This window comes from Pseudomonas sp. 50_B, from assembly GCF_017491625.1.
GTDB classification, from domain to species: Bacteria; Pseudomonadota; Gammaproteobacteria; order Pseudomonadales; family Pseudomonadaceae; genus Aquipseudomonas; species Aquipseudomonas danubii.
Genome location: NZ_JAFGYX010000026.1, coordinates 1 through 11,847, shown reverse-complemented (window position 1 = coordinate 11,847; position 11,847 = coordinate 1). Strand labels below are relative to the sequence as shown.

General features: G+C 61.0%; 14 protein-coding genes. 11 read left to right on the top strand and 3 right to left on the bottom strand.

Features of this window, described 5'->3' with window-relative positions; all coding sequences use genetic code 11:
* Positions 1–161 precede the first annotated feature (161 nt).
* From phaC (J5M73_RS26630) to J5M73_RS26615, 4 genes are all read left to right on the top strand, one after another.
* Positions 162–1,841 (top strand): class II poly(R)-hydroxyalkanoic acid synthase, encoded by a 1,680-nt coding sequence (gene phaC, locus J5M73_RS26630; protein WP_102862792.1) that lies wholly within the window; start codon positions 162–164, stop codon positions 1,839–1,841.
* Between the two features lie 130 nt (positions 1,842–1,971).
* On the top strand, positions 1,972–2,832 hold the full coding sequence (gene phaZ / locus J5M73_RS26625) for a poly(3-hydroxyalkanoate) depolymerase (protein WP_102862791.1): 861 nt from the start codon (positions 1,972–1,974) through the stop codon (positions 2,830–2,832).
* A 108-nt stretch (positions 2,833–2,940) separates the two neighbouring features.
* Positions 2,941–4,623: a class II poly(R)-hydroxyalkanoic acid synthase gene (phaC, locus tag J5M73_RS26620; RefSeq protein ID WP_102862790.1), complete on the top strand. Its 1,683-nt coding sequence runs from the start codon at positions 2,941–2,943 to the stop codon at positions 4,621–4,623.
* A 65-nt stretch (positions 4,624–4,688) separates the two neighbouring features.
* Positions 4,689–5,309, top strand: coding sequence for a TetR/AcrR family transcriptional regulator (locus J5M73_RS26615; protein WP_102862789.1), 621 nt, complete (start codon positions 4,689–4,691; stop codon positions 5,307–5,309).
* A gap of 67 nt (positions 5,310–5,376) precedes the next feature.
* Here the strand turns inward: J5M73_RS26615 and J5M73_RS26610 are convergent, their stop codons facing one another.
* The 3 genes from J5M73_RS26610 to J5M73_RS26600 form a co-directional block, all read right to left on the bottom strand.
* Positions 5,377–6,231, bottom strand: coding sequence for a phasin family protein (locus J5M73_RS26610; RefSeq protein WP_102862788.1), 855 nt, complete (start codon positions 6,229–6,231; stop codon positions 5,377–5,379).
* A 10-nt stretch (positions 6,232–6,241) separates the two neighbouring features.
* The gene (locus J5M73_RS26605) at positions 6,242–6,664 is read right to left on the bottom strand and encodes a phasin family protein (RefSeq protein ID WP_102862787.1); all 423 of its coding nucleotides are present in this window, start codon (positions 6,662–6,664) and stop codon (positions 6,242–6,244) included.
* A 198-nt stretch (positions 6,665–6,862) separates the two neighbouring features.
* Positions 6,863–7,138, bottom strand: coding sequence for a polyhydroxyalkanoic acid system family protein (locus J5M73_RS26600; RefSeq protein ID WP_102862786.1), 276 nt, complete (start codon positions 7,136–7,138; stop codon positions 6,863–6,865).
* A 155-nt stretch (positions 7,139–7,293) separates the two neighbouring features.
* On the opposite strand from J5M73_RS26600, the gene ubiE reads away from it, so the two are divergent.
* The 7 genes from ubiE to tatB all read left to right on the top strand — a co-directional run.
* Entirely contained in the window at positions 7,294–8,064 is a 771-nt protein-coding gene (gene ubiE / locus J5M73_RS26595; RefSeq protein ID WP_011058802.1) for a bifunctional demethylmenaquinone methyltransferase/2-methoxy-6-polyprenyl-1,4-benzoquinol methylase UbiE, read from the top strand.
* Positions 8,064–8,687 (top strand): SCP2 domain-containing protein, encoded by a 624-nt coding sequence (locus J5M73_RS26590; RefSeq protein WP_102882093.1) that lies wholly within the window; start codon positions 8,064–8,066, stop codon positions 8,685–8,687. The genes ubiE and J5M73_RS26590 overlap by 1 nt, the downstream gene beginning before the upstream one ends.
* The gene (gene ubiB, locus J5M73_RS26585) at positions 8,684–10,288 is read left to right on the top strand and encodes a ubiquinone biosynthesis regulatory protein kinase UbiB (RefSeq protein WP_102862784.1); all 1,605 of its coding nucleotides are present in this window, start codon (positions 8,684–8,686) and stop codon (positions 10,286–10,288) included. The genes J5M73_RS26590 and ubiB overlap by 4 nt, the downstream gene beginning before the upstream one ends.
* A gap of 80 nt (positions 10,289–10,368) precedes the next feature.
* The gene (gene hisI, locus J5M73_RS26580; RefSeq protein WP_102862783.1) at positions 10,369–10,761 is read left to right on the top strand and encodes a phosphoribosyl-AMP cyclohydrolase; all 393 of its coding nucleotides are present in this window, start codon (positions 10,369–10,371) and stop codon (positions 10,759–10,761) included.
* A 1-nt stretch (position 10,762) separates the two neighbouring features.
* Entirely contained in the window at positions 10,763–11,095 is a 333-nt protein-coding gene (locus J5M73_RS26575) for a phosphoribosyl-ATP diphosphatase (RefSeq protein ID WP_011058798.1), read from the top strand.
* A 25-nt stretch (positions 11,096–11,120) separates the two neighbouring features.
* Positions 11,121–11,402: a twin-arginine translocase TatA/TatE family subunit gene (locus J5M73_RS26570; RefSeq protein ID WP_102862782.1), complete on the top strand. Its 282-nt coding sequence runs from the start codon at positions 11,121–11,123 to the stop codon at positions 11,400–11,402.
* A 10-nt stretch (positions 11,403–11,412) separates the two neighbouring features.
* Positions 11,413–11,847 (top strand): Sec-independent protein translocase protein TatB (gene tatB / locus J5M73_RS26565; RefSeq protein WP_207816486.1); only part of this gene is annotated, 435 nt, incomplete at its 3' end.

The following is an 11,847-nucleotide window of genomic DNA, read 5'->3' as shown; positions in this document are numbered from 1 at the left end:
ACTCGGGTAACCAATGGAGCTGGCAAGTTCCCTGCAGAGTTTTGCGAGCCTGTAAGGCAGCGGTGCGCAATTAACGGTCACCCGAGCAGTAGTACCTGGCATCGTGCTGTGTGACTGCACAGCAGGTCCGGTACTCGTCTCAGGACAATGGAGCGTCGTAGATGAGTAACAAGAATAACGATGACCTGAAACGCCAAGCCTCGGAAAACACCCTGGGGCTCAATCCGGTCATCGGCTTGCGTAGAAAGGATCTGCTTACCTCTGCTCGAATGGTGCTTGCCCAGGCCATCAAACAACCCATCCACAGCGTCAAGCACGTTGCGCATTTCGGCCTCGAACTGAAGAACGTGATGTTCGGCAAGTCGACGCTGCAACCGGAGAGCGACGACCGTCGCTTCAACGATCCGGCCTGGAGCCAGAACCCGCTGTACAAACGCTACCTGCAAACCTATCTGGCATGGCGCAAAGAGCTCCACGACTGGATCGGCGACAGCAGCCTGTCGGAACAGGACATCAGCCGCGGCCACTTCGTGATCAACCTGATGACCGAGGCCATGGCCCCGACCAACAGCGCGGCCAACCCTGCCGCAGTCAAACGCTTCTTCGAAACCGGCGGCAAGAGCCTGCTCGACGGCCTGTCCCACCTGGCCAAGGACCTGGTGCACAACGGCGGCATGCCCAGCCAGGTGAATATGGACGCCTTCGAAGTCGGCAAGAACCTGGGCACCAGCGAAGGGGCTGTGGTGTTTCGCAACGATGTCCTGGAACTGATCCAGTACCGGCCAATAACCGAGCAGGTGCATGAACGCCCACTGCTGGTGGTGCCGCCGCAGATCAACAAGTTCTATGTCTTCGACCTCAGCCCGGACAAGAGCCTGGCGCGGTTCTGCCTGCGCAACAATGTGCAGACCTTCATCGTCAGCTGGCGCAACCCCACCAAGGCACAGCGGGAATGGGGCCTGTCCACCTATATCGAGGCCCTGAAAGAGGCCGTCGACGTGGTGACCGCGATCACCGGCAGCAAAGACGTGAACATGCTCGGTGCCTGCTCCGGCGGCATCACCTGCACGGCCTTGCTGGGCCACTATGCAGCGCTGGGGGAGAAGAAGGTCAATGCCCTGACCCTGCTGGTCAGCGTGCTCGACACCACCCTGGATACCCAGGTAGCCCTGTTCGTCGACGAGCAGACTCTGGAAGCGGCCAAGCGCCACTCCTATCAGGCCGGCGTCCTCGAAGGCCGGGACATGGCCAAGGTGTTCGCCTGGATGCGCCCCAACGATCTGATCTGGAACTACTGGGTCAACAACTACCTGCTGGGCAATGAGCCGCCGGTGTTCGACATCCTGTTCTGGAACAACGACACCACCCGCCTGCCTGCCGCGTTCCACGGCGACCTGATCGAGATGTTCAAGAACAATCCGCTGATCCGCCCCAATGCACTGGAAGTGTGCGGGACGCCGATCGACCTGAAGCAGGTCACGGCCGACATTTTCTCCCTGGCCGGCACCAACGATCACATCACCCCGTGGAAGTCCTGCTACAAGTCGGCACAACTGTTCGGCGGCAATGTGGAGTTCGTGCTGTCCAGCAGCGGTCATATCCAGAGCATCCTCAATCCGCCAGGCAACCCGAAAGCGCGTTACATGACCAGCAGCGATATCCCTGCCTGTCCCGATCAGTGGCAGGAAAACTCGGTCAAGCACACCGACTCCTGGTGGTTGCACTGGCAAGCCTGGCAAGCCGAGCGCTCAGGCGAACTGAAAGCCGCACCCAGTGTTCTGGGCAACAAGAAATACCCAGCCGCCGAGGCTGCGCCGGGGACCTACGTCCACGAACGTTGAGCCCAGGTAGTAAACGACGCGGCGCCAGGAGGTGCCGCCAAGCCCTATTCTTGGTACGAGGCCTGGCCTCAGGAAATCCGGAGGACGCCCGGGAAGGCGCCTCCAATGGTTCAATTCACAGGGCTACGGCATGCCACACTCTTTCATCTTCCGTACCGTTGATCTGGACGGCCAGACCATCCGCACTGCGGTACGCCCCGGCAAGCCTCACTTGACGCCGCTGCTGATCTTCAACGGTATCGGTGCCAACCTGGAGCTGGTGTTCCCCTTCGTCCAAGCCCTGGACCCGGACCTGGAGGTCATTGCCTTCGACGTCCCGGGAGTTGGCGGTTCCTCGACCCCAAGCCGGCCTTATCGTTTCCCGGGCCTGGCCAAGCTGACCGCACGCATGCTCGATTACCTGGACTATGGCCAGGTCAACGCGGTGGGCGTTTCATGGGGCGGGGCACTGGCCCAGCAATTCGCCTACGACTACCCGGAGCGCTGCAAGAAGCTGGTGCTGGCAGCCACCGCCGCCGGCGCTTTCATGGTCCCCGGCAAGCCCAAAGTGCTGTGGATGATGGCCAGTCCGCGGCGCTACGTGCAGCCCTCCCACGTAATGCGCATCGCCCCGCTGATCTACGGTGGCTCCTTCCGCCGCGACCCGAACCTGGCCGCTGAACACGCGGCCAAGGTGCGCTCGGCCGGCAAGCTGGGCTATTACTGGCAGCTGTTCGCCGGCCTGGGCTGGACCAGCATTCACTGGCTGCACAAGATCCGCCAGCCGACCCTGGTGCTGGCCGGTGATGACGATCCGCTGATCCCCTTGGTCAACATGCGTATGCTGGCCTGGCGAATTCCCAACGCCCAACTGCACATCATCGATGACGGCCACCTGTTCCTGATCACCCGGGCCGAGGCCGTTGCCCCCATCATCATGAAGTTCCTCCAGGAGGAACGACAAAGGGCAGTGATGCATCCGCATCCCCAGCCTTTGCGTCCCGTGAAGTAAAAGATACCTGTCGACAGGATCGTCGCGCGCAAGAAGGGCCAGGACCGACTATGTTGTCTGTCTTGGATTGGTCTGCTTGTTAGTGGTTTGACGAAGGAGTGTTGACTCATGCAAGACAAACCTGCGCAGGGCTCGCTGCCCTCCCCCGCAGCCTATATCAACGCACAGAGTGCGATCACCGGTCTGCGCGGCCGGGATCTGCTTTCCACGTTGCGCAGCCTCGCGGCCCACAGTCTACGTAATCCGTTGCACAGCGCCCGTCATACCTTAGCGCTGGGCGGCCAGCTGGGACGCGTGCTGCTGGGGGAAACCCTGCACAAACCCAACCCCAAGGACAACCGTTTCGCCGACCCGGCCTGGACCCTCAACCCTTTTTACAAACGGGGTCTGCAGGCTTACCTGAGCTGGCAGAAGCAAGTGCGGAACTGGATCGACGACAGCACAATGAGCGAGGACGACCGGGCCCGGGCGCACTTTGCCTTTTCCCTGCTCAATGACGCCGTGGCACCCTCCAACACCCTGCTCAACCCACTGGCCCTCAAGGAGATTTTCAACACCGGTGGCAACAGCGTGGTGCGCGGCATCAGCAACCTGGTGGATGACCTGCTGCACAACAACGGATTGCCCAGCCAGGTGACCAAACACGCCTTCGAAGTCGGCCGAAACCTGGCCGTAACCCCGGGTTCGGTGGTGTTTCGCAATGAATTGCTGGAACTGATCCAGTACAGCCCCATGAGCGAAAAACAGTACGCCAAGCCAGTGCTGATCGTGCCGCCACAGATCAACAAGTACTACATTTTCGACCTCAGCCCGGCCAACAGCTTCGTTCAGTACGCGCTGAAGAACGGCCTGCAGGTGTTCATGATCAGCTGGCGCAACCCGGACGTGCGTCATCGCGAATGGGGCCTGTCGAGCTATGTGGAAGCAGCCGAAGAGGCACTGAATGTCGCTCGCGCCATTACCGGCAGTCGGGAAGTCAATCTGGTGGGCGCCTGCGCCGGCGGCCTGACCATCGCCGCCCTGCAAGGCCATCTGCAGGCCAAGCGGCAACTGCGCCGGGTCGCCAGCGCCACCTACCTGGTGAGTCTGCTGGACAGCCAGCTGGACAGCCCGGCCACCTTGTTTGCCGATGAGAAAACCCTGGAGGCAGCCAAGCGTCGCTCCTACCAGCAAGGGGTGCTGGACGGCCGCGACATGGCCAAGGTGTTTGCCTGGATGCGCCCCAACGACCTGATCTGGAACTACTGGGTCAACAACTACCTGCTGGGCAAGGAGCCGCCGGTCTTCGACATCCTGTACTGGAACAACGACAGCACCCGCTTGCCCGCCGCCTTGCACGGCGATCTGCTGGACTTCTTCAAGCACAACCCGCTGAGCCACGAGGGTGGACTGGAAGTCTGCGGCACACCGATCGACTTGCAGAAGGTCACGGTGGACAGCTTCAGCGTGGCCGGGATCAACGACCACATCACGCCCTGGGACGCGGTGTACCGCTCGACCCTGCTGCTGGGAGGCGAGAAACGTTTTGTACTGTCCAACAGCGGGCACGTGCAGAGCATCCTCAACCCACCAAGCAACCCCAAGGCCAACTACGTGGAGAACCACAAGCTCAGCAGCGACCCTCGAGCCTGGTACTACGACGCCAAACACGTCGACGGTAGTTGGTGGAGCCAATGGCTGACCTGGGTTCAGGAACACTCCGGAGCGCAGCGGGAAACCCTGACCACCCTGGGCAACCAGAACTACCCACCGATGGAGGCTGCTCCAGGCACCTACGTGCGCGTGCGCTGAAGACACTTTGCACCACGACTCCGCCGCTGGAGTCGTACCCCTCAATGGACCGACAAGAAGTCAGGATGAAGACCCGCGACCGGATACTCGAATGTGCCCTGCAACTGTTCAACCAGAAGGGCGAGCCCAATGTCTCCACCATGGAGGTGGCCAATGAAATGGGGATCAGCCCCGGCAACCTCTACTACCACTTCCATGGCAAGGAACCTCTGGTGCTCGGCTTGTTCGAGCGTTTCCAGAACGAGCTGACACCGCTGCTGGACCCTCCGTCCGATGCCCAACTGGCGCCGGAAGACTATTGGTTGTTCCTACACTTGATTGTCGAGCGCCTGGCCCACTACCGCTTTCTGTTCCAGGACCTCTCCAACCTTGCGGGACGCCTGCCGAAACTGGCCAAGGGCATTCGCAATCTGCTCAACGCCCTCAAGCGCACCCTGGCTTCCCTGCTGGCTCGGCTCAAGGCCCTAGGCCAACTGGTCAGCGGCACCCAAGCCCTGGGCCAACTGGTGGAACAGATCACCATGACCTTGCTGTTCTCACTGGATTACCAACGGATTCTCGATCGCGAAGGGGAAGTGCGCCTGGTGGTCTACCAGATCATGATGCTGGTGGCGCCGCACTTGCTGCCACCGGCAAAGCTGGCCACGGAACAGATGGCCCTGCGTTACCTGGATGAACAGGGATAGCCAGCAGCGCGCCATAAAAAAACGCCCGACCTTCGCAGGCCGGGCGTTTTTTGTGTGCCTGATGTAATCAGGACTGGCTGCTTGGCGTCGCTGGAGCCGGCGCTGCAGTTGGAGTTACAGCCGGGCCAGGTGCTGCGGCGGAGTTCGCCGAGCTGGCCGAGGCCACTGGTGCCGCAGTTGCAGGCTTGGCTGCTACAGCGGGCTTGGCTGCCGGTTTGGCTGCTACAGGCTTCTTGGCTACAGGTTTTTTCGCCACGGCCGGCTTCGCAGCAGGTTTGGCGGCCGCTTTCACCGCTGGCTTGGCAGCGGGTTTGGCCGCTGGCTTGGCGGCAACGGGCTTGGCGGCGGGTTTGGTTGCCGGTTTGGCGGCCGCTGTTTTCGCTGCTGGCTTGGCGGCAGGTTTTGCGCCGGCCTTGACTGCCGGTTTGGCGGCAGGCTTGGCCAGTGGTTTGGCAGCAGGTTTTGCCGCCGGTTTGGCGGCAGCGGTCTTGGCCGCAACCGGCGCGACCTTGGCACCTGTGAGTTTCTCGATCTGCTTGGTCAGGGTATCGACCTTGTCGTGCAGCGCCTTGACCTCATTGCGGCTCGGTACGCCCAGACGCGAGATGGCACTGTTCAAACGCTTGTCGAAAGCGCCTTCCAGTTCATCCCACTTGCCCAGGGCGCGGTCCTTGACGTCGCTGATGCGCGACTTGGCGGAACTTGCGGAGTCTTTGGCAGCATCCACTTTCTTGCCAACTACGCTCTTGGTCAGTTTCTCGGCTTTCTCACCGTCCTTGACCAGTGTCTCGAAAAGCTTGCTGCCGTCAGAGTCGATTTTCGAGTACACGCCTAAACCAGCAAGCCAAATTTTACGGGAGTACTCTTCGACTTTCCCGATCCACGAGCTGCCTTCTTTTTCAGTATTCTTTTTACCAGCCATCCCGTTCTCCTTAATGTTTACGCGCGACACGTTCGAGCAACGCCGTCAGCTCATCGAGCTTAGCAGAGAGTGTCTCAACGTCATGTTTAGACGGAATGCCGATACGATTCAAGGCACTGGCGACGCGCGTGTCAAAAGCCTTCTCGACTTTATCCAGTTGCACTTCGACTTTGCCTTTAAGAGTGCTGACATCCCCTTTAACGCTATCAATCTGACTGTTGGCCGCTTCAAGTTGTTCAGTGACAACTTTTTTGCCTTTCTTTTCAACGGATTGACCAGCCTTGATCAACTCCTGGAAGTAGTCGCTGCCCTCCTGGCCAACTTTGGCGTAGGCACCCAGGCCTGCCAGCCAGATCTTGCGGGCATAGGATTTGACTTCGCTCAGAGCAGTTGATTGAACATCAACTTTTTTCTTCAGAATTACTTTGGCCATGGTGCACCTCACGCGCAGAAGGTTTGAGGAACTGCCCTCGAAAAGAGGACCTGAGGCACAACCTAAAGAGAAAAATTAGAATCGGCACCCTAACGAATGTCATCAAATCATGTAGGAGCCTGCTGGCCGGCGAGGCGCTTTGCCTGGCACCCTTGCAGTGCCTGCGATGCGCCGACAAACCGGCTCCTGCGGGTGGACTCAGGTCAGGGCCTTGTCCAGGGCCTTTTCGATTTCCGACTTGATGGTGCCGCTCATGGCGGACATCAACAGCCCCAGTTCCACATCGATACGGATCGATTCTTCGCCCACATGCACCGCGCCTTTGACGCCTGAGCGCTTGAGATTCAGGGTATCCCCTGCCCATTGCGGCTCCAGGCCATATTGATCGGCGAGTTTCTGCGCCAGTTTGTCAGCCTTTTCACGGGCCACCTGCTTACCCAGGCCATGGGCACGTTCAACACTAATACGGGCCATTGAAGGACTCCTGCTGTTTCGGGACTTGCCTGAAGCATCTTGACCCTGAGTGCGTCAAAACGTCCCGGCGGATCGCTATCTTACATTCAGCCTTGCCAAGACAAAGACCGCCACCGGCATTAGAATGTCGCGCATTCTCTTTTGGTGACAGCGATATGACTGATCAGCGCAAAGGCAGCGATGCCGAACCCACCACGCACTTCGGCTTCAAGAACGTTCCTGAAAGCCAGAAGGCGGAAAAAGTCGCAGAAGTGTTCCACTCGGTAGCGGCCAAGTACGACCTGATGAATGACGTACTGTCCGGCGGCATGCACCGTTTGTGGAAACGCTTCACCATCGAGCTGTCGGGCGTACGCGCCGGCAATCGCGTACTGGACATCGCGGGCGGCACTGGCGACCTGACCAAGCGCTTCTCCCACCTGGTAGGCCCTACTGGCCAAGTGGTACTGGCCGACATCAACGAGTCCATGCTCAAGGTCGGTCGCGACCGCCTGCTGGACCTGGGTGTGGCCGGCAACGTCGAATTCGTCCAGGCCGATGCGGAAAAACTGCCCTTCCCGGACAACCATTTCGACTGCGTGACCATCGCCTTCGGCCTGCGCAACGTCACCCATAAAGAAGACGCCCTGCGCTCCATGCTGCGAGTGCTCAAGCCCGGCGGCCGGCTGTTGGTGCTGGAGTTCTCCAAGCCGACCAACGCGCTGATGTCCAAGGTCTACGACGCCTATTCGTTCGCCTTCATGCCCCTGGCCGGCAAGCTGATCACCAACGACTCGGAGAGCTATCGCTACCTGGCCGAATCGATCCGCATGCACCCCAACCAGGAAACCCTGAAGTCGATGATGGTCGAGGCCGGTTTCGACCGCGTGACCTATCACAACATGACCGCAGGCATCGTCGCCCTGCACCGCGGCATCAAGCCCTGATGTTGCTCAGCGGCTTGCTCGCCAGCGTCGAGACCGGCATCAATCGGGTGTTGCGTCTGGACAGTACGGCCCTGCCGCGCCTGCAGCACCTCAATGGCAAGGTGATCGCAGTGGATTGCCGCAACCCGGCATTGCAGCTGTTCATCCTGCCCAGCGACGAAGGCCTGATGCTGGCCTCCCAGTGGGCTGCGGACCCTGACTGCACCCTCCGCGCACCGGCTTCAAGCCTGATGCGCCTGGCACTGAGCAAGGACAAGACCGCGATCCTGCACAGCCCCGAAGTAGAGCTGGAAGGCGACAGCGGCGTGCTGCTGGACCTGGCGGCCATCCTCCAGGACCTGGAGCTGGACTGGGAATACGAACTGTCCCGGTGGCTGGGCCCCGTGGCCACCCAACTGTTCAGTGGCCATGTGCGCAGCCGCGCCCGCTGGTATCAGCAAGGATTTGCCAGCCTGAATCAGAACCTCGCCGAATTCCTCGCCGAAGAATCGCGCACCCTGGTGGGCCAGCGCGAAGCCGAAGCGCGCTTTCGTGAGCTGGATCAGGCCAAACTCGACCTGGAACGTCTCGAGGCGCGCTTCGAGCGCCTTTCCCGCTCCCTTGACCCAAGCGATAACGCATGAAGCTGCTTGCCGTCCGCCGTCTGTTGCGCATCCAGCGCGTCGTGATCCGTTACCGCCTCGATGACCTGCTGTTTGCCCTGCCTCTGCCCTGGTTTCTCCTGGCCCTGCGCTTCGCCCTGCCCTGGCGCTGGTTCCCGCGCAAGCCGCTGGAACTGAGCCGCGGCGCCCGGCTGCGCCTGGCGCTGCAGGACCTGGGGCCGATCTTCATCAAGTTCGGGCAGATCCTCTCCACCCGCCGCGACCTGCTGCCGGAAGACATCGCCGACGAACTGATGCTGCTGCAGGACCGGGTGCCACCGTTCGATTCACAGAAATCCGTGGCCCTGATCGAAGAGCAACTGGGCAAAAAGATCAGCGACGTGTTCAGCCGCTTCGACATCGAGCCGCTGGCCTCGGCCTCGGTGGCCCAGGTCCACGCCGCCAAGCTCAAGACCGGTGAAGAAGTGGTGGTCAAGGTGATCCGCCCCGGGCTCAAGCCAATCATCGCCCAAGACCTGGCGTGGCTATTCATTCTCGCCCGCGCCGCGGAAAAGCTTTCGGCCGACGCGCGCCTGCTGCACCCGGTGGACGTGGTCAGCGACTACGAGAAAACCATCTACGACGAGCTCGACCTGCTGCGTGAGGCGGCCAACGCCAGCCAGCTCAAGCGCAACTTCGAAGGCTCGCCGCTGCTGTATGTGCCCCAGGTCTACTGGGACTGGTGCCGGCCGAAAGTACTGGTGATGGAGCGCATCTACGGCATCCAGGTGACCGATCTGGCAACCCTGGCCGACCAGCGCACCGACATGAAGATGCTCGCCGAGCGCGGTGTGGAGATCTTCTTCACCCAGGTGTTCCGCGACAGTTTCTTCCACGCCGACATGCACCCGGGCAACATCTTCGTCAGCACCGTGCAGCCCTGGAGCCCGCAGTACATCGCCATCGACTGCGGCATCGTCGGCAGCCTGACCCCGGAAGACCAGGACTACCTGGCGCGCAACCTGTTCGCCTTCTTCAAGCGCGACTACCGCCGCGTGGCCCAGTTGCACATTGATTCCGGCTGGGTCCCGGCGGAAACCAAGCTCAACGAATTCGAGGCGGCGATTCGCACCGTGTGCGAGCCGATCTTCGAAAAGCCGTTGAAGGACATTTCCTTTGGCCAGGTACTGATGCGCCTGTTCCAGACCGCCCGGCGCTTCAACATGGAAGTGCAGCCGCAGCTGGTGCTGCTGCAGAAGACCCTGCTCAACATCGAGGGCCTGGGCCGCCAGCTGTACCCGGACCTGGACCTGTGGAACACCGCGCAACCTTTCCTCGAACGCTGGATGCGCGAACGGGTCAGTCCGAAAGCCGTGTTCGGCAATATCCACAACCAGATCGAACAGCTCCCCCACCTGGCCAACATGACCCGCGACCTGCTGGAACGCATGTCGCAGCCCCATGCAGCCAACCCTCCGGCGCCCTGGCACAAGCGCAAAGACGACTGGTTCCTGCGCCTGCTGGGCACCGCCCATCTGGGTGGCGGCGCCGTTCTGGCCGCCGGTGGTCCGCTGCATGAGCTGGGCCACTGGCCTGCCGGCATCATGATTGCGGTGGGTTTGTATCTGATCGTTCGCCGATAGCCAGTGGCGCGACCTGCTGGCAAACTGTCGAAATCGCCGAGGCGTCACCAGCGGGTTGAGCCCGGTTGTCGGAGTCGAAAATGAAAGATTGGCTGGACCAGATCAAATGGGATGCGCACGGCCTGGTGCCGGCCATCGCCCAGGATCACAAGACCGGGCGCGTGCTGATGATGGCCTGGATGAACCGCGAGGCCCTGAGCCTGACCGCTGCCGAAAACCGCGCCATCTATTGGTCACGTTCCCGTGGCAAGCTATGGCGCAAGGGCGAAGAGTCCGGGCACGTGCAGAAGCTGCATGAAATGCGCCTGGACTGCGACGCTGACGTGATCATCCTGATGGTCGAGCAGATCGGCGACATTGCCTGTCACACCGGCCGCCACAGCTGTTTCTACCGCGTCTACGAAGACGGCGAGTGGAAAACCGTCGAACCGGTCCTCAAGGACCCGCACGCGATTTATTCTGCAGGACACTGACATGAGCGATACCCTCACCCGTCTGGCCCAAGTGCTGGAAGAGCGTAAAGACGCCGCAGCCGACAGCTCCTATGTGGCCAGCCTGTATCACAAGGGGCTGAACAAGATTCTGGAAAAAGTCGGTGAAGAATCGGTGGAAACCATCATCGCCGCCAAGGACGCCGCCATCAGCGGTGACTGCAGCGATGTGATCTATGAAACCGCAGACCTGTGGTTCCATACCCTGGTCATGCTGGCGCAGTTGGGTCAGCACCCCCAGGCCGTGCTCGATGAACTGGATCGCCGCTTCGGTCTGTCTGGACACGCCGAGAAAGCCTCGCGTCCGTCCGCCTGAACAACTTTCTAAGAGGAAACGCAGCATGGGCATTTTTGACTGGAAACACTGGGTCGTCATCCTGGTGGTCGTGGTACTGGTATTTGGCACCAAGAAGCTCAAGAACCTGGGCACCGACGTTGGCGAATCGATCAAGGGCTTTCGCAAGGCCATGAACGACGACGAAAAGCCCGCCGAGCCCGTAGTACCCCCAGCGGCACAGCCCGTGCCACCGGTTCAGCCACAACAAAGCGCTCCGCTGAACCAGCCGCACACCATCGATGTGCAGGCACAAAAAGTCGAAGAGCCGACCCGCAAAGACTCGTGAGCACTGACTAATGTTTGGTATCAGCTTCTCTGAACTGCTGCTGGTGGGCCTGGTGGCCCTGCTGGTGCTCGGCCCCGAGCGCCTGCCTGGCGCGGCGCGTACCGCCGGCCTGTGGGTCGGGCGCCTGAAGCGCAGCTTCAACGCGATAAAACAGGAAGTTGAACGTGAAATCGGGGCCGACGAAATTCGCCGGCAACTGCACAACGAGCACATTCTGTCCCTGGAGCAGGAAGCGCGGAAGATCCTCGCTCCGACCCAGCAGCAACCGACTCCGGTCGAACCGATTGCCGAGCAGACGATTCACTCGCCAAGCTCTGCGCCGGTAGCTGGAACGGCCCCGGTGACCGAAGCGCCGCTGCCAACGACTCCGATTGCCGAGCCTGCGGCCCCAGTGGCGACACCCGCCACCACGGCCCCCCACGACCCCACTTTGCCGCCGCGAGCC